Origin of the sequence: Sphaerimonospora mesophila (genome assembly GCF_001417795.1) — a bacterium.
Classification (GTDB): Bacteria; Actinomycetota; Actinomycetes; order Streptosporangiales; family Streptosporangiaceae; genus Sphaerimonospora; species Sphaerimonospora mesophila.
This window is the reverse complement of sequence record NZ_BCBX01000033.1, coordinates 345,415-364,708: the sequence shown is the minus strand read 5'-3', so window position 1 is coordinate 364,708 and position 19,294 is coordinate 345,415. Positions and strand designations below refer to the sequence as shown.

Below are 19,294 nucleotides of genomic sequence, written 5' to 3'. Positions count from 1 at the left end.
TATGCCGAAGTGGATCGGTCACTAGCCGACTTGAGTGGGTTTGGATGGTCACATGCAGCCGTCCGATCTCAGGCACGATGTCCCTGCTCCTGCCCGGTCGACGCGCGGAGGCATGCCTCTGGAGGGGTGGGTCCTGCGATGAAGGTGCTCACGGATGCCGGGCTCTTCTTGGCGGGTGACGGCGCCACCTACAGGGAGCATCTCAGGGTCCCTTTCCTTAGTCTCGGCACCTACTCAATCCCGGCGGGTGGCCGTGATCCTCAGAATCCCCACACCGAGGACGAGGTGTACGTGGTCCTCGGCGGGCACGGCCGACTCTGGACGCCTCAGGGCAGCGTCGAAGTCGAATGTGGCAGCGTGGTCTTTGTCCCAGCTGGAGAGGAGCACCGCTTCATCGACATCGATCGGGATCTCACGGTTCTTGTGATCTTCGGACCGGCTGAGCACACGGCTGGGAACCAGCAGTCCACCGCTCTTCAAGTGGACGACGACGACCAGGCCGAGGCCGAGATCGGATAGGCGACACCCTGACCGCGACGCGGGGTAACACGGAAGTGAGAAATGAACAGTAAGCCCCCGACTTCAGACGAGCCTGAGTGGTCCACGCCTGCTCCGGAGCGGAAGAGCGCACTCTTTGGCGCCGGAGCGACCGTGATGGAGAAGACCGTCGCGTCGGGGGTCGGCGCTGTTGGTGCCGTACTGGTCGTGTTGGTCGCATGGCGGCAGGGGGCGGCGTGGAACACCCTGCAATACGGGGTTGCCGCCCTTGTCTGTTTCGACGTGATCGGCGGTGTCGTCGCGAATGGCCTGAACTCAGCTAAGCGGGATCATTTCCGTCATGTGCCTTCGACCGGCCGCACCACTGCCGCCAAGCTGGTTCGACGCCCCGTCGCGTTCACATCGGCTCACATGCATCCGATAGTTGTCGGTCTCTTGTACGAGCCACGCATCTGGTGGTGGGGGCTTACTTGGTACCTCCTCATACTGGGGTCAGTCGTCCTCGTCCGAAGTGTCCCCCTATACCTTCAGCGACCAGTCGCCCTCGGAGCGTGCGCGTGTGTCGCCGTGGTCGCGTCGTTCCTTCCGGCACCTGACTTTTGGGGATGGTTCCCGACGATCCTCGCCCTGAAGCTCGTACTAGCGCACGCCGTGCAGGAAGAGGCCTACCGTCCAACGACCGCAGGCTCCCACAAGTAGCACGACAGTCACACGACCAGCGGCCGCTCAGGTTTCCGCAGCGGCGGCGATGCTCTAGTCCACGTCGTAGCGGCAGACCGCTTCGGGCATGACCGTATCGCTCAGCCAACTCCTCGATGGCCACACCAGCGAGGTAGTCGCCCACCAGACTGTCGATCCCGGAGGCAGTGAGAGAAGTTCGAGCCGTCTCGATTCGGGATGCGACGGCGGCGGAGCACACTAGGTCACGCATCGATCACGTTCGGTCGCGGCCCCGGTGGTCCCGCCGTTAACCTGGTGTTCGACCCCCTGCTCGTTCCTAACATCCCAGGGAGCGGCCGCCCCATGCCGAACAGGCAACACAATGCGATCTGCCCCGGTTGTCACGGACCCGGACGCGTCGTCATCTACCGGATGGCGATCGCCAACGGCCGGGCCGGGACCGCGGGTGTCGAAGAACGGTGCAAGGACTGCGAAGGCAAGGGATATGTGACCTTCGAGGTGGAGGCCGCCGAGCCCGCGCCCGAAGACCGGTGACGTCACGGCGATCTCCCCTGACTTGAGCGCCGCCCTCAGGGAAGGGGAGGGAGATGTGGAACGACGTCTTCCTTCCGGGCACACCACTACCGGAGATCTTCATCCGGGGCACCGTCGTCTACCTGGCGATCTTCTTCATGCTTCGCTTCACTCCCCGGCGCGAGGTCGGCTCCTTCAGCACCACCAACCTGATCGTGATCGTGATCATCGCCGACGCGGCCCAGAACGCGATGGCCGGCGAGTATCGCTCGATCTCCGACGGACTGCTCCTCGTGGCGACGATCGTCGGCTGGTCGATCGTGCTGGACGCCGCCGCCTTCCGCTGGCCCGCGGTCGCCCGGATCGTGAAACCCCCGCCACGCGTCCTCGTCAGGAACGGCCGGCTCGACCGGCGCAACCTCCGGCGCGAACTCATCACCGAGGACGAGTTGATGGCGCACCTGCGCGAGCAGGGAACGGAGGAGCTGAGCGAGCTGGACGTGGTGCTGGAACCCGACGGCCGGGTGAGCGTGCACAAGCGGGACGACGACGATCAGGCGTAGGATCTCCGTGCCGACCCGGCGGTGCCCGAGCCGACCCCGGCGGCCGGTCCCGACGATCTTACGCAAGTTAGTCAGGCCCCATTGCCCCCAAAGTTGGCGATTGGGGGTTATGCTCGCTGTCAACCGCCGCGGGGGGAGGCGATCTTTGACCTCTTCGACGGAGGCCTGATGAGAGTCGACGACCGTACCGGAATGGGGCTCAGCAAGCGGGAAGCCGAAGTCATGGAGTTGATCGCCACCGGTCACTCCAACGGCGAGATCGCCCAGCGCCTGTTCCTCAGCGAGAAGACCGTGAAGAACCACGTCAACCGCATCTACGCCAAGCTCGGCGTCGAGTCGCGCGTCACCGCGATCGGCCGCTGGCTGGAGGCGGCCGAGGACACCGACACCTGACACCGTGACCCCGCGCCGCCCCGGGAACGCCCCAGGCCGGCGCTCGGTCCCGTCCGTGCGCGAGGCCGTACCGCCCCGGGGCAGGCCGGGACCGAGCGCCCGGCATCGGCTCAGCCGGGGTGACGGCTGAGCGCCTGACGCAGGCCTGCCAGGCCGTGCTCAAGTTCCTCGGGCTGGACGGACAGCGCGGGGCGCAGCCGTACGGACCGCTCGCCGCACGGCAGGACGAGGATGTTCTCCTCCTCGCGGAGCCGGGCCACCAGCGTGGCGGGATCGGGCACGTCGAAGGCGCACATCAGCCCGCGTCCCCGCGCGTTGGCGACGAGGCCGTCGGCCTCCAGCCCCTGGAGCGCGCCGAGCAGCTTCTCCCCCAGGATGGCCGCCCTCGGGATCAGCCCGTCGCGCTCGATGAGCTCCAGCATCCGGCGGGAGCGCACCATGTCGACCAGGCCGCCGCCCCAGGTGGAGTTGATCCGGCCGCTGACCGCGAAGACGTTGTCGGGCACCAGGTCGACCCTGCGCCCCGCCATGATGCCGCCGACCTGCACCTTCTTGGCGAAGGCGACGATGTCGGGAGCCAGGCCGAGCTGCTGGTACGCCCAGGGCGTGCCGGTCAGGCCGACCCCGGTCTGGACCTCGTCGAGAACGAACAGGGCATCGTTCTCATGGCAGAGCGCCTGCATCGCCTGGAGGAACTCGGCGCGCATGTGGTTGTCGCCGCCCTCACCCTGGATCGGCTCGGCGATGAAGCAGGCGATGTCATGACGGAATCGCGCGAACGCCTCCCTGGCCTGGGCCAGCGCGCGTTCCTCCGCCCGTTCGACATCCCCGAAATGGATCGCGGGGACGTCGATCCGGGGCCAGCCGAACTTGGGGAACCGGTCGGTCTTCACGGGGTCGGTGTTGGTGAGCGAGAGCGTGTAACCGCTGCGGCCGTGGAAGGCCCGGGTCAGGTGCAACACCCTGGTGCCGAGCCCGGGGTGCCGGCCGTGGGCCTCGTTCCAGCGGCTCTTCCAGTCGAAGGCGCACTTGAGCGCGTTCTCGACGGCCAGCGCGCCGCCCTCGACGAAGAACAGGTGCGGCAGCTCGGGATCGCCGAGCACCCGCTGGAACGCCGCCACGAACTCGGCCAGCTCCACGGTGTAGAGGTCGGAGTTCGCCGGCTTGTTCGCCGCCACCCGGCCGAGCGACTCCAGGAACTCCGGGTCGTCGGCGAAGGGGTTCATGCCGAGCGGCGACGACGCGAAAAACGTGTAGAAGTCCAGATATCGCCTGCCGTTCCGGGCGTCGACCAGCCAGGAACCCGCGCTCCTGTCCAGATCGAGCACCAGCCGGTAACCGTCGACCAGCAGATGCCGTGAGAGTGCGCCGTGCACAGCGCTGGGATCCATGTCACCTCCACAGTTCGCCGCTGACAACACTATTCCCTCACGTACCGGGTTAATTGTGAAGAGTTTCTAGCTAGATGTGACTTCTGGCGAACATTTTTCATACCGGGAGGGAAGGAGCCGGCGGCGTCGGCCTGCCGTACGGCACGGCCGGGCAAAGCCCGGGGGACGACCGGGGTTACGGCTACAGCGCCCGGAGGAAGCGGGCGGCGATGGGGGCCGCTGCGCTCGCGCCGGTGCCGCCGTGCTCGACGAACACGGCGAAGGCGACGTCCCCGCGATATCCGATGAACCAGGCGTGATCGGGGCCGCCCTGCCAGTCCTCGGCCGTACCGGTCTTGCCCGCGGTCCCCTCGGGCAGGCCGTCGCCCGCCGCCGTCCCCTCGGTCACCACCGCGCTCATCATCGTGCGCAGCCCATCGGCCACGCCCGGCTGGAGCGCCACGGTCTCCGGCTGGGCGGCGGCCACCTCCGGCGTGTCGACCAGCCGCGGCGGATGCCACTCCCCGCTGCGCACGGCGGCCGCCACGAGCGCCATACAGAGCGGGGTCGCCTCGACGGTGCCCTGGCCGAAGGAGTCCTCGGCCAGGGAGTCGGGGTTCTCCGGATGGCTCAGGCTGCCGCAGGTGCCGCCGATGCCGGTCTCGATCGGCACCCCGAATCCGAACCGCCGGGCCTGCTCGACCAGCACGTCACCGTTCAGCCGCTCGATCGTCAGGCGGACGAACGAGGTGTTGCACGACAGCGCGTACGCCTGCCGCAGCGTCACGGTCCCGTGGTCCTCGCCCTGGTAATTGGGGATCGAACGGTATCCGGGAATCTGGTAGGCGGCCGGGCACTCCACGAGAGTGTCCGGGGTGACCCCGGCTTCGAGCAGCGCGGCGGCCGTGATCGTCTTGAACGTCGACCCCGGGGCGTACTTGTGCTCGAACGCCCCCCGCTCCCCCAGGCGGTCGGCCACCGCGAGGATCTCGCCCGTGGACGGCCGCACCGCGACCAGGGCGGCCGGATGCCCGACCTCGTCGAGCGCCCGCGCCGCCGCCGCCTGGGTGGCCCACTCGACCGTCGTCTTGAACTGCTTCGCCGGCTTGGGCCTGTGCTCGATCAGGGGCCTGGCCGGCTGCCCGGGGTTCTCCAGCCGGATCGCCCAGGCCGCGTCCGTCCCCTCGGTCGGAAGGCCGGCGCCCCCGGAGATGACGGACGACAGGCGGGTGAGGTAGTCACCGGCCCAGCTGTCCTTGGGGAAGGGCCGTCCCTCGCGGGTCACCGGCCCCTGTGGCGGCGCCGGGCTGGTGACCCGTACGATCTGCCCGCCCTCGGCGAGATCCGGGTGCACGACGGCGGGCGTCCAGACGACCTTCCAGGTGAGGTCCCGTACGGCGAGGCGCAGCGTGGACCGGACCGTCCAGGTGCCGTAGCCCGGCACCGCGCGCTCCTGTGTGAAGGGCACCTCGGCGGTGTCGTCCGCAAACGTTGCGGTGTCGTCACCCCTGGTCACGGGCGCCTCGGGGGTGAACCGTGCGGACGACAGCAGGGCGTCCTCGACATCCCGGTGCCTGGCGACGAAGTCACCGGGCGGATCGTCCACCATCTCGCGCATCGCCTCGAAGTCGCCGCGCGACCACGCCCTCAGATAGGCATCGGCGATCTCCCGGGGTGAGCCGTCGGGCTCGGTCAGCAGTTCCAGCGTCGGCGGCGACTCGGCGGCCGCCGGGCCGTCGGCCGGGGCGGAGGGCCCCGCCTGAGACTGGGTGGCCGTGGAGTTCTGCCCGCCGGACACGATCAGGCCGACCACGCCGGAGACGAAAATGGTGGCCGCGACCGTGATCAGGGCGAGCAGGGCCCGGTTCCGCATACGGTTCTCATATCACGTGAGAGGAGATATGGGGTGGCAAGGGAAAAAGAACCCCTTTCGGGCCGCTATCCCGTGACCTTCGGGGAGGTCGAGCTCCTGCGTGACCTCGATCGGCCGGACGGGTGGTTGCTCACCATGGGCGGCGTCCCGCAGTCGTACGTGGATCTGAGCGATCCGACATACCTCGACTTCACCTACGTCCAGTTGATGGCCGAAGTGATCGACTGCCTGCCCGAGGGCCCCCTCGACGCCGTCCACATCGGCGGCGGCGCCTGCACGCTCCCCCGCTACATCTCGGCGAAGCGGCCGGGATCGCGACACCTCGTGGTGGAACCGGACGCCGGGCTGGTGCAGCTCGTCCGCGACCAGCTCCGGCTCAAGTCGGTGCCCAGGCTGAAGGTCCGCGTCCTGGACGGCCGCAGCGCCGCCGCCGGGCTCCCGGACGGCTTCGCCGACCTGTTCGTGCTGGACGCCTTCTCGGGCGCGACGATGCCGGTGGAGCTCGCCACCGCGCAGTACATGGCGGAGGTCGCCCGCATCCTGCGCCCGGACGGGACCCTGCTGGCCAACGTGGCCGACGGCAAGGGCCTCGCCTTCGTCAAGCGGGTCGTGGCCACGATCGGCGGGGCCTTCCGGCACGTCGCGCTGCTGGCCGAGCCGGGCATCTTCCGGGGCCGCCGGTTCGGCAACCTGATCGTGGCCGCCTCCCCCGCCGAGCTGCCCATCGGCCCGATCACGAGGAGGGCCGCCGGCGGCGCCGTACCGGCCAGATGCGTGTCCGGCGAGGACCTGACCCGGCTGATCGCGGGCGCCCGCCCCATCCGCGACGGCGACGCCGTGCTCACCCCCGTGCCACCACCCGACCTGTTCGATTAGACGTGCCGGGCAGACCCGGTCAGACCTGGTGGTCGGCGACGATGGCATCGATGCGGGCTGCGAGCCTGAAGTCGAGCTCGGTGAGGCCCCCGGCGTCGTGAGTGGTCAGCGCCAGGTGCAGGGTGCGCCAGCGGATGTCGATGTCGGGATGGTGGTTCATCGCCTCGGCCTGCTCCGCGATGTCGTTCACGATCGCGATGGCCGTACGGAAGTCGGGGGCGACCACGGTCCTGCGGATGGTGTCGCCATCCCGCCGCCAGTCGGAAACGTCGTTCATATCCCCACGAGACCATGAACCAGGAAAGCCTGCCAACCCGGCACTCCCCCAACAGAAAACGGAGCAAGCGATGCCCCTGCAGATGATCGGCGCACCCGGTGATCCCGATCTGATCCGCCTCCCGTGGGAACTCCCGCTGGAGGAGTGGCCGGAGCACCACCTGGTGACCTTGCCGCGCGGCATCTCCCGGCACGTCGTGCGCTTCGCCAGACTGAGCGGGCGCGTCTACGCGATCAAGGAGATCAGCGAGCGGTACGCCAAGCGCGAGTACCGCCTGCTGTGGGACCTGGCCCGCCACGACGCCCCGTCGGTCGAGCCCGTGGCGGTGGTGACCGGGCGGAGCGCCGCCGACGGCTCCGAGCTGGACTCGGCGCTGATCACCCGGCACCTGCAGTTCTCCCTCCCCTATCGGGCCGTGCTGTCTGGGACGGTCCGGCCCGACACGCTGACCCGTCTGCTGGACGCGCTGGCCGTCCTGCTCGTACGGCTTCACCTGACCGGCTTCTACTGGGGCGACTGCTCGCTGTCCAACACGCTGTTCCGGCGGGACGCCGGGGCGTTCGCCGCCTATCTGGTCGACGCCGAGACCGGCGAGTTACACCCGGCCATCAGCGAGGGCCAGCGGACGCACGACATCGAGGTCGCGCACGTCAACATCTACGGCGAGATGCTGGATCTGGAGGCGGGCGGGCTGCTCCACCCGACCGTCGACCCGCTGGCCTTCGCCGAGCAGCTCGTCGAGCGGTACGAACGGCTGTGGACCGAGCTGACCCAGGACGAGATCATCGACGAGGTCGACTGGCACCGGGTCGACCAGCGGATCCGCCGGCTGAACTCGCTCGGCTTCGACGTCGCCGAGATGATGGTGCGCCGCAAGGCCGGCACCTCGCGCCTGATCGTACGACCGAAGGTGGTGGACGCCGGCCACCACCAGCGCAGGCTGCTGCGGCTGACCGGGCTCGACGTCGAGGAGAACCAGGCGAGGCGGCTGCTCAACGACCTCGACTCCTACCGGGTGTCGAACGGTCTGCGCCACGAGGACGAGGCGATCGTGGCGCACCGCTGGCTCGCCGAGGTGTTCCAGCCGGTGGTGAACGCGGTCCCCGCCGAGCTGCGGCGCAAGCTGGAGCCCGCCCAGCTCTTCCACGAGGTGCTCGACCACCGCTGGTTCATGTCCGAGGCGGCGGGCCATGATGTCGGCGTGACGGCGGCGGTACGGTCCTACGTGGCCAACGTCCTGGTGTTCAAACCCGACGAGAACGCCGTCATCACGACCTCCGATCAGCCCTCTGCTTAGCCGTCGAGGAGGCGGGCCAGGTAGGCGGCGGCCTCCGGGATGCGGTCCTCGCCGAAGACCCGGATGCCGCTGCGTTCCAGCAGTGCCGTGGTCACCCCCCGGCCGGGCGTCGTCCGTCCGCCGAAGGTGCCGTCGTAGATCCGCAGGGACCCGCACGACGGGCTGCCCTCCTTGAGGATCGCCAGCCTCGCCCCGGACGACGTGGCGGCGGCCAGGGCCCGCCTGGCGCCCAGCAGGAAGGCGTCGGTCACGTCGCCACCGTCCGGGGTGCGGATGCGGGCGGTGCCCGCCAGTACGGCCGCGCCGCCCGCGCCGCCCTCGATCTCGGCGGGCGGCCGGGGAACGGGCAGCCCGCCCTGGACCTCGGGGCAGAACGGGACGAGCCGCCCCTCCTCCCGCCATCTGGCGAGAATCTCGTCGTCGCTGGTCTTGGCCCTTCCGTCGTACCGCACCCGGCTGCCGAGCAGGCACGCGCTGACCAGGATCCGTTCCATGTCTCCCATTCTGTACGCCCGCCGTCCATGCCCGGCACGACCCGGCGACGGCAGAAAATATGAAAATAATTCAGGAAGGTGAATTACTATTCTCGGGCTAACAATCCTTACTCTTCGTGAATAAAGGGTCTATCTGATCACATATCAGGTAATCGGGTGATCACTGGTTGCTCCTCTAATGTGGTCCGGGCTGAATCGGCGGACCTGCGAGGAGTTGCCGGTGATCCGGATCGAGGACTGCCTGTCGGAGGCGATGTCCATCCCGGGTGCCCTGCACGCGGTTCTCGTGCACCACGCCAGCGGCACTCCGGTGGCGGTGGAGGGCACACCGGACCCGATGCGGGCGGCGGCCGGGATGACGGGGGCGTTCCGGGCGATGCTCGACGGGATCGCCCTGGCGTCCACCGGCAGGACCGACCGGATCGAGGACGCCATCATCACGACCGAGACGAGCTACCACCTCATCCGGCCCGTGGAGATGGTGGCGGACGGGCCGCTGCTGCTCTGTCTGCGCCTCGACCTGGAACGCGCCAACCTCGCCCTGGCCCGGCGGCGGCTGAAAACGCTCGCCCACCGGATGCACGACCGCCGGCCGGACGAGGCAGAGACCGCTCCGGCACTGCCGCGGCGCGTCCCACGGCCTCCGCCGCGCCGGCCGCCGGCCGGGATCACGGCCGGAATCCCGCCCGAGATCGCATCCCCGATCTCGGGCGGGGCCCCGGACGAGATCGCGGGAGAGGTGCCCGCCGACGTGAGGCTGCTCATCAGGCTGCGCGCCGCGCTGGAGGCGCTGCCGTGATCGTGCGCACCTGGCTGAAGCGAACCGGAAAGGCTGTCCCGATGGATCTGCGCCACGACGTGCACGAGGAGCTCGTCCTGCTCAGGAACCGCGCACCGGAGATCACCGGCGTGCTCGCCTGCACGGTGGACGGCATGCTCGTGACGACGGATCTGGCCGCCGAGACCGAGCAGACGGCTGCCCTCACCTCCGCGCTGCTCTCGCTGAGCCGCCGGATGACCGAACTCGCCGGGGTCGGCGATTTCGAGGAGACCCTCATCTCCGGCAGCCGGGGGCACACCGCCTGCTACGCCGCGGGCCGCAAGCTCGTCCTCACCGTTCTCGCCGGGCCCGGGGCCAACCTCGGCCTGCTCCGGATCGAGGGCCGGAAGACGGCGGCCAAACTGGCCGCCATCATCGACCGCAAATAGGAGAAGAACATGCCGAACATGGACATCTCGCTCAAGGAAATGCTCTCGATCGACGGTGCGCTCGGCGCCGCCGTGGTCGACTACGGCAGCGGGATGGCGCTGGGCACCCTCGGCGGCTCGAAACAGCTCGATCTCCAGATCGCGGCGGCGGCCAACACCGAGGTGGTGAAGGCCAAGCTGCGCGCGATCGAGGCGCTGCAGCTCAAGGAGGGGATCGAGGACATCCTCATCACGCTCAGCACCCAATATCACCTGATCCGCCCGATCACCGGCCGAAGCGGTAATGGGCTGTTCCTCTACCTGGCCCTCGACCGTGGCCGCGCCAACCTGGCGATGGCCCGCCACCAGCTCCGCGGGATCGAGAAGCGGCTGGAGGTCTGATCGCCGGGATCGGCGTGGGTCGGCCGGGCGCGGCCTCCGTCGATCCGACCACGACCCCGGGACCGACGACCGGGGAGGGAGACTCGGCGGCCGCCACCGGCGATGGTCACCGATTTGACCAGAGATCGATCCTCTATTGGGTGATAAACGCCTATAGCTGGGCACTTAGCAGAGGTCTTGCAGACATCTGGAGTGAAACACTCACAACATCCATCCCCGAAGTGAGGAGAGACGCCTTGGCTGTCAAGCCTTCCGCCCACGCCCAGCAGCGCGGCGAGAGCCAGCCGTGGCTGCACCAGCAGGGGGTCGAGATCCAGGCATTCGGGACGGTACGCGACTTTCCGGTCGGCATGAGCCGGGAGACGAGAGACTACTCGTGCCAGCGGCTCAACCAGATCCTGGCCGACTCCCAGATCCTCTACAGCCTCTACAAGAAGCACCACTGGCTGATGCGAGGCCCGACCTTCTACCAACTCCACCAGCTCCTCGACAAGCACGCGAGCGAGCAGATCAAGATCATCGATGAGATCGCGGAGCGGATCCAGACCCTCGGCGGCGTCGCGGTCGGCGATCCGCGGCAGGTGGCGGAGATGACCGTGATCCCCCGGCCGCCGGACGGCGTGGAGGAGGTGCCCGCCATGCTCTCCCGGCTCCTCGAGGCCCACGAGACGATCCTGGTCGCCGCACACGACGCCGCCGCCAGAACCGCGGAGAAGGGTGACGACGGGACCAACGACCTGCTCGTCTCCGACGTCATCCGCACCGGGGAGCTCCAGGCGTGGTTCCTCGCCGAGCACCTCGTGGACACCCCGCTCGTACACGCCTGAGCGGGACCGCGGCCGGGGTGGATCCGTTTCCGGATCCACCCCGGCCGTCGCCGTGGAAATCCGGTTCTCGGCGTCAAGCCGAGGACCAGATGTCCCGTTCGATGTCGCCGGCGGCCTGCGGGCCCATCATCACGAGCCCGCCGTCCACGAAGAGCGTCGCGCCGGTGATATAGGAGGAGGCGGGACCGGCGAGGAAGACGATGACCGCGGCCACCTCGCGAGCGTCGCCCGGACGTCCCAGCGGATATCCCGGACGGCTGCCCGGCCTCGGCGGCCGGTCCTCCTGGCCGGTCATCGGCGTGGCGATCTCTCCGGGCGCGACCGCGTTGACCGTGATGCCGTACCTGGCCAGTTCCAACGCGAACGTACGGCTCAGCAGGCGCAGGCCGCCCTTGGCGGCGCAGTACGGCCCGGCCCCGAGCCGGGGGTACTCCTCGTGGACACTCGTCACGTTGACGATCCGCCCGCCGGCCCCACGCTCGATCATCCTGCGGGCCGCGCGTTGCGAGCACAGGAACGGGCCGTCCAGGTCGACGGCGAGCACGGACCGCCATCGGTCGTAGTCGGTCTCCAGCAGCGGCTCGGCCGTACCCGTGCCGGCGTTGTTGACCAGCACTCCGAGCCCGCCCAGCTCCTCGGCGAGCTCGTCGATCACCCCGGCCGCGACCACCGGGTCGGTCAGGTCGTGCCGTCGTACGGCGGCGCGCTGCCCGGCGGCGCTCACCTGCGCAGCGGTGTCCCGCGCGCCGTCCTCATCGCAGTGATAGGTGATGCCGACGCCGAAGCCCTGCGCCGCGAGGGCCACCGCGGTCGCCTTCCCGATCCCAGAGTCGGCCCCGGTCACGATCGCCACCCTGTCGTAGTCGAAGCGCGCCACCGGCGCGGCGGTGCTGCTCATGGAACGCCCCCTTCCACCGCCGTCACAACCTCCTCGTGAGCGTGCGGGCGACGAATGGAGCATTCCCCAGCGAAAGGGTTCCATCCGGCGGACCCGGGCATGGCGGTTCTGGCACCGGGTAGGGCCCGGGACATGGGTGGGGAGAAGAAGAGCCCGAAGGAACTCGCCGAGGAACTCGCCACGAACGCACAGGACGATCCCCGGTTCGAGAACCGCACGCCCGGCATCCGGGCGACCAGGAAGGGCTCGAAGGAGAAGGCGGACGCCGACATCGCGGGCCGGGTCGGTGGCGGCATCGGCACCACCGGCGGCGGCGGACCCGGCGGGACCGTCGGCGAGCCGCCGACGGGTCAGGTGCCGGACGAGGTGCTCGCCGACACCACCCTCGGCAGCGAGAACGCGCCGGAACGCGATCTCCCGGGGTCCGGGGAGCCCCCACGAGCCGGGTGAGGACGAGGCCGTCGACGGCCGTGCCGTACGGCTCGGCCGGGCGCATCCGACGGTTCGCGCCTGCCGTCTTCTGCCCTCCGCGTTGCCGTTTCACTGCCGTGCGCCGGGTACATCGGAGGCGTGCCGACCGGAAGGAGCGATTGAGGATGTGTCTGAGCTGCGGCTGCGGTGAGCCCGACGACGACCACGGTAACCCGGCCAACATCACCCGGCAGGATCTGCGACTGGCGGCGGAGGCCGCGCACATCAGCCCGGAGCAGGCCGCCGACAACATTCATGCGGCGGCGGAAACCGCGGTATGAGCGCGACCCCCTGACGGAACCGCCTGACGTCTTCGGCAACGTCCAGGGAGGGATCACCATGACCGAGCATGACGCGGCGGCCTACCCGGAGAACGACCCGCGCCGACACACGGCCCGGCTGCACGACATGCTGACCGAGGTGGCCGAGCACGCCCGGGAGGACGTACTGAAGATCGACGAGCCGAAGGCGCAGGCGCTGTTCGAGACCACGGCCGAGGTGTGCCAGGGCCTGGCCACGGCCTTCGAACACTACGACCGGCAGTCGGAGCCGGCCTGGCAACGGTGACGTCGAAGGCGGCCCCGAAGGGAAGTCTCCGGAGGGGCCGCCTCCCACGGTGGTCATTGCGGCGCCGTCTGCTGCCCGATCAGCCTGAAGGTCCGCCGCCCCTTGGCGTCGAGCTCCGCATCGAGGATCTTGTTCTCGAGGATCGCCGCGGCCTCCGGCTCCAGGAAAACCCGGACCCCCGCCTTCTCGACGACCCGGTCTCCGGACGAAGCCGTGCTCGCCAGGGAGAATTCGAGCGCATTCTCCTCATCCCGCTTCGCGGCGATGCGCAGCCCCGCCCACTCCGGCAGCGACTCCCCCACCATCAGATCGCGAATCGCCTCGACGGCGTTCTCCGTCATCGTCAGCACCGGCAAGCTCCTCGACTACTCGGACCGACCCGCAGAACCGGCCCCTACCCACCGGCCGGGAAAACCCACTCCCACGCCGCGTCAGACGGCCACAAACGTGCTGGGAGCGCCATACGAGGAGATCGCCGGCTCTTCCCGGACAAAGGGTCGCCGAGGGCACTCAGGAGTTCACGTGGCGATCTTGCCGGGGTGCGGATCGCGTGTTAATTTGGTCGTATGACCAATTTGGTCGATCGACCAATTTCCCCGAAAGGGCAACGGCAACGGGAGCGACTGATCGATGCCGGCATCGCGTTGCTGGCCGAGGGTGGATGGCCGGCGGTCACCACGCGCGGTGTGGCCGAACGGGCAAGCGTCAACCCCGGTCTGATCCACTACCACTTCGGCGGGCTCGGCGGCCTGCATGCGGCGGTCGCCCGCCGGGCCGGGGACATGGTCATGAACCCGCTGGTCGCCGAGCTGCTCAGCGCCCCTGACGAGCGAGCCGGGCTGGCGATGCTCGGTGCGCTGCTGCCGAAGACGGCGGGCGAGGAACGGACGCTCCGGCTGGCCGTGGCGCTGATCGAGGGGGCGATGCGCGATCCGGCGCTGGGCGAGGTCCTACGCGACCAGTTGCGAGACGTCCGCACACAGGTCGCCGATCGACTGGACGAGCTGCATCCGGGCCGGCCGCCAGGCCGGAGCACCGGAGTGGCCACGTTGATCGCGGCGCTGGTGGACGGGCTCATGCTGCACTACCTGCTCGATTCCGACCTACCCGTGGGCGAGGCGCTGGCCGCGCTCGCGGACCTGACGGAGCCCGGCCAGGCGGAATCCGGTCGGACGGCTCATCACGCGTGACGTGGTCACGCCCGCCCTGCGCCACCGGTCCGGCGCGGGAACCACCCTGGAAAACCACAGACTACAAGGGACGAACGATGGAAATCGTCAAAAAGCCCGAACCACCGAGCGGCCTGAGCCGCATCCTCTGGCGGCTGCCCATCCGTATGTATCGGCTGGGGTTGGGCGGTCTGTTCGGCAACCGCCTCATGCTGCTCAACCACGTGGGCCGTGTCTCCGGCGAACGACGGCAGGCCGTCATCGAGGTGGTCGAGCACGACCAGCGTGGTTACGTAACCGCCTCCGGCTTCGGCAAGCGCGCCAACTGGTATCGAAATGTCATGAAAAATCCGGATGTGGTCATTCAGCTCGGTCGACGGTCGATTCCGGTGACCGCGACAGAACTTCCCGCCGAGGAGGCGGCAGAGATCATGGCGCGCTATGCCCCACGCCATCCTGTCGCCGCACGTCGCCTCTGCAAGATCATGGGATTCATGGTCGATGGGAGCGTAGAGGATTATCGTGAAGTCGGCAGACACGTCCCGTTCATCCGGTTCACTCCCCGGCCTGGCGGATAACAGCTCAGTGTCGGGTCTCCGCGGTTCGGCATAGCCCACAGCCCTCTCAATGATTATCGAGCAGGGCCATTGGTGGAGTTACTCCCTACCGTGCCAACGCATCCCTTGCACAAGACCCTCTGGCGGGTTTGATCAAGTGTGGGCACAATTGCCGGTGTGAAGGCATACGTCGGGGTGACTGACGAAAGCTGGTACCGGTTCCTTTCCGCTCGCCCGACCCTCACCGAGGTGAACTTCTGGCGACCCTCCGGCGCTCGGGAGTTCCGCGCGATCGACCACGGCGAGCCGTTCTTCTTCAAGACCCACCACCCGCACAACCGCGTGGTCGGCGGCGGCTTCTTCAGCGGCTTCGCACCCCTTCGCATTTCTGAGGCATGGGAGTTCTTCGGCCAGGGCAACGGTGCCGCGAGCCTGGCCGATATGCGACAACAGGTGGGAAAGTACCGCAAACAGCCGATGGTCATTGGAGAGGACCCGGTCATCGGCTGCGTCATCATCCGCGACGTCTTCTTCTTCCCGGACGACCGAGTCGCCGGGCCGCCGCCTGACTTCGCCTCCAACATCGTGCAGGGCAAGAGTTACGACCTGGCCGGCCACCCGGCCGCCGGCTACTTCCATGATCTGCTCGGCCGGATCGGGATCGGTGTGGAAATCGACCTGTCCGAGCCGTGGCACCGCGACGGGCCGGTCTTCGGCGATCCCCGTCTGGCCCCGCGCCGCCTCGGCCAGCAGGCGTTCCAGGCCGTGGTCCTGCACGCCTACGAACGGCGCTGCGCGATCACCGGTGACCGGATCCGGCCGGTCCTGCAGGCGGCCCACATCCGCCCGGTCACGGCGGGCGGCGAGCACCGTCTGGACAACGGACTCCTGCTCCGCTCCGATGTGCACACGTTGTTCGATCGCGGCTACCTGGCGGTCGATCCCCGGCATCGGCTGGTGGTCAGCCCGCGACTGCGGGCCGAGTTCGGGAACGGCGAGGAGTTCTATCGCCGGGCCGGGCAGGAGATCAACGTTCCTGGCCGACCTCGCGACCGCCCCGATCGTGAGGCCCTCGAATGGCATCTGGACGAGGTGTTCCTCAGGGCCTGAGGCGGCTGCCCCGTCGGTTAACCGGCTGGGAAGCGGATGAAGCCGACTGGGACGTGATCCACCAGCCAGACGCCGTTGGCGCTGACTCGGAACTCGTACCCTGCCGCGTACATCCCTCCCGCGTTCACGACGAGGACGACCGGCCTCCCTCTACGCGCCCCCACCCGCGTGGCGGTCTCGCGATCCGGAGACAGGTGGACGTGATGGCGTGACATGCGCCGCAGACCTTCGCCGCGGATCGCCGCCACGCTGTGAACGACCGTGCCGTGGTAGAGGAACGGGGGTGGCTCGACCATCGGCAGAGCGAGATCGACAGGCACCGAATGCCCCTGACTGGCCCGGATCCGATCTCCTTCGATCACATATCGCCGCTTGTCGTTGTCGGCGACCACCTGCTCCAATTCCACCCGGGAAATCGGAAACCCGTGGGAGGACGCGGCCTCCAGCAGCACGTCGACGTTCACCCAGCCGTGCTCGTCCAGCTCGATCCCGATGCGCTCGGGCCGGTGCCGCAGGTGCTTGGCGAGATATTTGGAAATCCTCACCAGCCGCCGTTCGTCCATCGCCCTCCTCTCCGGCCAAGAGTATTACCGAGGTCATCGCACGCTGAGCGCGCACCGGTGGCGAGTGTCTCGTGCAGTCGCCGGGCCGTCGGCGTGACGCCGGGCATCGCGGCCGCGGCCGCGCGGTGCCGGCCCTGTCCGAGTCAGGAGGCGCACCCGGCTCGGCGGGCCGGCTCGGATGTCCGCACCCGCCCGGACCACCACATGTTTCACAAACCTGCTCCCCTCCACACCGAATCTCGCCATTCGAAAATCTGTCCTAATTCTCTCATGACTTTCCAGAGGACAGCAACATCTGTCGCGGATGAATTGTAAAAAAATACGAGAAGTAAATGTCGAATGCCCCAGATATTCACAATGCCCGGAGTGCGCACAAAGGGCGGTGGCCGTGGCCGGCCGAGGGCAGGCGGCACGGCAAAGGCGTGGTGGAGCTTCGTAGGGTGAGGAGATGACGAATCCGTCCATCGATCCCACGCTTCCGCCGTTGCTGGTCCTCACGGGTGGCGAACGCGAGGTGCTGGAGGCGTTTCTCGACTTCCACCGTGCGATGGTCGCCCGCAAGGCGCTGGGCCTGTCCGACGAGGACATACGGCGCAGGCACGTGCCGTCGTCGACCACGCTCGGCGGACTGCTCAAGCACCTGACGATCGTCGAACGGAACTGGTTCCGCCGGGTGCTCGCCCAAGATCCCGCCATGGGCCCGCCGCCCACCCAGGAGGACGCCGACGGCAGCTTCGCGCTCGACGCGGAGGACACGGTCGAAACTCTGGTCGCGGTGTACGGCGAGGCCTGCGCCGACTCTCGCCGGATCGCCGCCCGGTTCTCCCTTGACCACGTCGTGCCCCAAGCGGAGCTGGGCCAGGTCTCGCTGCGCTGGATCTACGTGCACATGATCGAGGAGACGGCCCGCCACGCGGGGCACGCGGACATCCTCCGCGAACTGACCGACGGCGCGACCGGAGCCGTCGTCTGATCCTCGGTCACACGGCCGCGGGGCGACCCGGCCGCACCGATTCCCGGCCATCCGTCCACCGTCCACCGTCCGCCCGGTAGGGCAGGCCGGCACCGGCGAGTGCCAGATTTTGAGTAATATCGCGTCTCCTGTGATCATATCCTGAAAGACGGTTCGAACAGCCCGGAGGACGGATGCCATCGATGTCGGCTCTTACGCTGCTGCTCGCGACGATCACGACGGGCCTTGTCGCCGGGCTGTTCTACGCCTACTCCTGCTCGGTCATGCTCGCGCTGCGCCGGGTCGACGACCGGACCTTCATCGAGGTGATGCAGCGGATCAACACGGCAATCCAGAACGGCTGGTTCGCCCTCGGCTTCGTCGGCGGGCCGCTGCTGACCGCGATCACCCTCGTCATGCATTTCGACGACGGTCCGGTCATGCCGCTGGTCCTGGCCGGGCTCGTGTTCCACATGCTGACGTTGATGATCACCTTCGCGGTGAACATCCCGCTCAACAACCGGCTCGACGCCGCGGGCGACGCCGCCCAGGTCGCCGACCCCGCGTCGGTGCGCCGGGGCTTCGAGACACCCTGGGTGCGCTGGAACCTCGTCCGCACGCTCACCTCCACCGCCGCCTTCGGCTGCCTGTGCTGGGCCCTGGCCCTGTAGTCAGGCACCTTGATCGGTGATTTCGGCGCGTACGTCCAGGACGGCCTGATCGGCGGCGGCCCGGCCGGAGAGCCAGCCCTCGCGATTGCTGACCGCACCGGCGGCGACCATGTTCAGATCGGGGAACATCTTCTCGACCTCCTCCTCGACCACCCGGTCCCGGGCCGCGAGCACGGGCAGCAGGTCCCTGCCGGTCTCGGCCGCCGCCTGCTGAACCGCCTCTCCGGCGGCCTCGCCGAGCCGCTCGCCGATCCTCTGCGCGTAGGCGGCCAGGAACGACTGCCGAAACGACCGGGTTCTGGACCGGCCCAGGCCGTCCCGGCGGGAGCCCGCGAGCCGCATCGCCGTGGTCGCCTGCACCAGCAGGGAGGTGAACAGCACCTCCACCGCGGCGAGATCGGCGGGGAAGCCGAGCACGGTGACGAACCCGAGGTGGCGGCTCCAGACGGCCCGGCAGTGGTTCGCCGTGGCGATCACGTCCAGCAGCATCGCCTTGGGCGCCTCATAGGGCGCGTCGACCCCCAACCGGCGCCCCTCCGGCCCGTCCGCGGCCGACCGGTCCTCCGCCTCGGCGGCCAGCAGCGCGGCATCGATGCTGTGACGGGCCATCAACGACTGGGCGGCGGCGGTGAACGTCTCCGCCTCGGCCTCGAACTCGGTCGACTCGGCCTTCGCCAGCAGCGCCCGCACCCGGGCCAGCATCCGCTCATCGACGGCTCGGCCCGCCGGCCTGGCCGTACGGCGGGCCCCGCCCGGCGGCGGGCACAGCCGCTCGATCCGGGGCAGGGCGGCGAGGAGGACGATGAGCTGCAGGACGCGGGTGACCATGCCGAGGCGGTCGCCGTCCTCGCGCAGGTACTCGTCATCCTGCCGCCACCAGACCCTCGCCTCCAACGCCGCCAGTTGGTCCAGCCAGCGCTCGTCCACCGTGGCCGGTGCGTAGCCGCGCATCTCCGCGGCGATGGCGTCGGTGGCCAGCCGCACGTGCCGGGCGTCGTGCTCCCGCCCCACCATCCTGATCACGTCGGCGGGCTGCCAGCCGTTGCGCCAGGCGAACGTCACATGGTCGTTCAGCATGGCGAGC

The 19,294-nt window shown here is 68.9% G+C and carries 27 protein-coding genes; 19 read left to right on the top strand and 8 right to left on the bottom strand.

What is annotated here, in order from left to right:
- Positions 1-138 precede the first annotated feature (138 nt).
- From AP234_RS11665 to AP234_RS11655, 5 genes are all read left to right on the top strand, one after another.
- On the top strand, positions 139-519 hold the full coding sequence (locus AP234_RS11665; protein ID WP_055479595.1) for a cupin domain-containing protein: 381 nt from the start codon (positions 139-141) through the stop codon (positions 517-519).
- 135 nt (positions 520-654) lie between these two features.
- Entirely contained in the window at positions 655-1,197 is a 543-nt protein-coding gene (locus AP234_RS36145; protein ID WP_152990364.1) for a hypothetical protein, read from the top strand.
- Between the two features lie 324 nt (positions 1,198-1,521).
- Complete coding sequence (locus AP234_RS38555) at positions 1,522-1,713, top strand: hypothetical protein (RefSeq protein WP_235558116.1); 192 nt, start codon at positions 1,522-1,524, stop codon at positions 1,711-1,713.
- A gap of 53 nt (positions 1,714-1,766) precedes the next feature.
- The gene (locus AP234_RS11660; RefSeq protein WP_055479594.1) at positions 1,767-2,255 is read left to right on the top strand and encodes a YetF domain-containing protein; all 489 of its coding nucleotides are present in this window, start codon (positions 1,767-1,769) and stop codon (positions 2,253-2,255) included.
- Positions 2,256-2,423: 168 nt separating this feature from the next.
- The gene (locus tag AP234_RS11655) at positions 2,424-2,648 is read left to right on the top strand and encodes a LuxR C-terminal-related transcriptional regulator (RefSeq protein ID WP_055479593.1); all 225 of its coding nucleotides are present in this window, start codon (positions 2,424-2,426) and stop codon (positions 2,646-2,648) included.
- A gap of 110 nt (positions 2,649-2,758) precedes the next feature.
- Here AP234_RS11655 and lat read toward each other — a convergent pair whose 3' ends face one another.
- Both lat and AP234_RS11645 read right to left on the bottom strand, forming a co-directional pair.
- Positions 2,759-4,039: an L-lysine 6-transaminase gene (gene lat, locus AP234_RS11650; RefSeq protein ID WP_055479592.1), complete on the bottom strand. Its 1,281-nt coding sequence runs from the start codon at positions 4,037-4,039 to the stop codon at positions 2,759-2,761.
- A gap of 181 nt (positions 4,040-4,220) precedes the next feature.
- On the bottom strand, positions 4,221-5,891 hold the full coding sequence (locus AP234_RS11645; protein ID WP_055479591.1) for a penicillin-binding transpeptidase domain-containing protein: 1,671 nt from the start codon (positions 5,889-5,891) through the stop codon (positions 4,221-4,223).
- Positions 5,892-5,924: 33 nt separating this feature from the next.
- On the opposite strand from AP234_RS11645, the gene AP234_RS11640 reads away from it, so the two are divergent.
- Positions 5,925-6,767 carry a spermidine synthase gene (locus tag AP234_RS11640; protein ID WP_055479590.1) on the top strand — a complete coding sequence of 281 codons (843 nt, stop codon included), beginning with the start codon at positions 5,925-5,927 and terminating at the stop codon, positions 6,765-6,767.
- 19 nt (positions 6,768-6,786) lie between these two features.
- On the opposite strand, the gene AP234_RS11635 is transcribed toward AP234_RS11640, so the two are convergent.
- Positions 6,787-7,044, bottom strand: a complete 258-nt coding sequence (locus AP234_RS11635) for a 4a-hydroxytetrahydrobiopterin dehydratase (protein WP_055479589.1) — start codon at positions 7,042-7,044, stop codon at positions 6,787-6,789.
- A gap of 70 nt (positions 7,045-7,114) precedes the next feature.
- Between AP234_RS11635 and AP234_RS11630 the strand changes: the two genes are divergently transcribed.
- Complete coding sequence (locus tag AP234_RS11630; RefSeq protein WP_200926437.1) at positions 7,115-8,341, top strand: DUF4032 domain-containing protein; 1,227 nt, start codon at positions 7,115-7,117, stop codon at positions 8,339-8,341.
- On the opposite strand, the gene AP234_RS11625 is transcribed toward AP234_RS11630, so the two are convergent.
- Positions 8,338-8,835, bottom strand: a complete 498-nt coding sequence (locus AP234_RS11625) for a DUF523 domain-containing protein (protein ID WP_055479588.1) — start codon at positions 8,833-8,835, stop codon at positions 8,338-8,340. The genes AP234_RS11630 and AP234_RS11625 overlap by 4 nt on opposite strands.
- Positions 8,836-9,055: 220 nt before the next feature.
- On the opposite strand from AP234_RS11625, the gene AP234_RS37910 reads away from it, so the two are divergent.
- The 4 genes from AP234_RS37910 (at position 9,056) to AP234_RS11605 (ending at position 11,252) form a co-directional block, all read left to right on the top strand.
- Positions 9,056-9,634, top strand: a complete 579-nt coding sequence (locus AP234_RS37910) for a hypothetical protein (protein WP_200926435.1) — start codon at positions 9,056-9,058, stop codon at positions 9,632-9,634.
- A 41-nt stretch (positions 9,635-9,675) separates the two neighbouring features.
- On the top strand, positions 9,676-10,044 hold the full coding sequence (locus AP234_RS11615; protein WP_055479726.1) for a roadblock/LC7 domain-containing protein: 369 nt from the start codon (positions 9,676-9,678) through the stop codon (positions 10,042-10,044).
- 9 nt (positions 10,045-10,053) lie between these two features.
- Positions 10,054-10,425 (top strand): hypothetical protein, encoded by a 372-nt coding sequence (locus tag AP234_RS11610; protein WP_055479587.1) that lies wholly within the window; start codon positions 10,054-10,056, stop codon positions 10,423-10,425.
- Between the two features lie 236 nt (positions 10,426-10,661).
- Entirely contained in the window at positions 10,662-11,252 is a 591-nt protein-coding gene (locus tag AP234_RS11605; protein WP_055479586.1) for a Dps family protein, read from the top strand.
- Between the two features lie 73 nt (positions 11,253-11,325).
- On the opposite strand, the gene AP234_RS11600 is transcribed toward AP234_RS11605, so the two are convergent.
- A complete protein-coding gene (locus AP234_RS11600; protein ID WP_055479585.1) occupies positions 11,326-12,150 on the bottom strand; it encodes an SDR family oxidoreductase in 825 nt (274 codons plus the stop codon).
- Positions 12,151-12,249: 99 nt separating this feature from the next.
- On the opposite strand from AP234_RS11600, the gene AP234_RS11595 reads away from it, so the two are divergent.
- The 3 genes from AP234_RS11595 to AP234_RS11590 all read left to right on the top strand — a co-directional run bounded on the left by AP234_RS11595 (position 12,250) and on the right by AP234_RS11590 (position 13,188).
- Positions 12,250-12,600: a hypothetical protein gene (locus tag AP234_RS11595; protein ID WP_235558115.1), complete on the top strand. Its 351-nt coding sequence runs from the start codon at positions 12,250-12,252 to the stop codon at positions 12,598-12,600.
- Positions 12,601-12,746: 146 nt separating this feature from the next.
- Positions 12,747-12,902 carry a hypothetical protein gene (locus AP234_RS37655; protein WP_162842197.1) on the top strand — a complete coding sequence of 52 codons (156 nt, stop codon included), beginning with the start codon at positions 12,747-12,749 and terminating at the stop codon, positions 12,900-12,902.
- A 58-nt stretch (positions 12,903-12,960) separates the two neighbouring features.
- The gene (locus AP234_RS11590; RefSeq protein WP_055479725.1) at positions 12,961-13,188 is read left to right on the top strand and encodes a hypothetical protein; all 228 of its coding nucleotides are present in this window, start codon (positions 12,961-12,963) and stop codon (positions 13,186-13,188) included.
- Positions 13,189-13,241: 53 nt separating this feature from the next.
- On the opposite strand, the gene AP234_RS11585 is transcribed toward AP234_RS11590, so the two are convergent.
- Positions 13,242-13,538 (bottom strand): HesB/IscA family protein, encoded by a 297-nt coding sequence (locus AP234_RS11585; RefSeq protein WP_055479583.1) that lies wholly within the window; start codon positions 13,536-13,538, stop codon positions 13,242-13,244.
- 216 nt (positions 13,539-13,754) lie between these two features.
- Between AP234_RS11585 and AP234_RS11580 the strand changes: the two genes are divergently transcribed.
- The 3 genes from AP234_RS11580 (at position 13,755) to AP234_RS11570 (ending at position 16,024) form a co-directional block, all read left to right on the top strand.
- Positions 13,755-14,378 carry a TetR/AcrR family transcriptional regulator gene (locus tag AP234_RS11580; RefSeq protein ID WP_055479582.1) on the top strand — a complete coding sequence of 208 codons (624 nt, stop codon included), beginning with the start codon at positions 13,755-13,757 and terminating at the stop codon, positions 14,376-14,378.
- 77 nt (positions 14,379-14,455) lie between these two features.
- Positions 14,456-14,935: a nitroreductase family deazaflavin-dependent oxidoreductase gene (locus AP234_RS11575; protein ID WP_055479581.1), complete on the top strand. Its 480-nt coding sequence runs from the start codon at positions 14,456-14,458 to the stop codon at positions 14,933-14,935.
- Between the two features lie 156 nt (positions 14,936-15,091).
- Complete coding sequence (locus tag AP234_RS11570; RefSeq protein ID WP_055479580.1) at positions 15,092-16,024, top strand: HNH endonuclease; 933 nt, start codon at positions 15,092-15,094, stop codon at positions 16,022-16,024.
- 17 nt (positions 16,025-16,041) lie between these two features.
- Here AP234_RS11570 and AP234_RS11565 read toward each other — a convergent pair whose 3' ends face one another.
- On the bottom strand, positions 16,042-16,587 hold the full coding sequence (locus AP234_RS11565) for an RNA 2'-phosphotransferase (RefSeq protein ID WP_055479579.1): 546 nt from the start codon (positions 16,585-16,587) through the stop codon (positions 16,042-16,044).
- Between the two features lie 448 nt (positions 16,588-17,035).
- Here AP234_RS11565 and AP234_RS11560 point away from each other — a divergent pair, with 448 nt between their 5' ends.
- Both AP234_RS11560 and AP234_RS11555 read left to right on the top strand, forming a co-directional pair.
- Positions 17,036-17,560, top strand: coding sequence for a DinB family protein (locus tag AP234_RS11560; protein WP_055479578.1), 525 nt, complete (start codon positions 17,036-17,038; stop codon positions 17,558-17,560).
- A 182-nt stretch (positions 17,561-17,742) separates the two neighbouring features.
- Positions 17,743-18,210, top strand: coding sequence for an anthrone oxygenase family protein (locus AP234_RS11555; RefSeq protein WP_200926433.1), 468 nt, complete (start codon positions 17,743-17,745; stop codon positions 18,208-18,210).
- Here AP234_RS11555 and AP234_RS11550 read toward each other — a convergent pair.
- Positions 18,211-19,294 (bottom strand): DUF2786 domain-containing protein (locus AP234_RS11550; protein WP_152990375.1); only part of this gene is annotated, 1,084 nt, incomplete at its 5' end.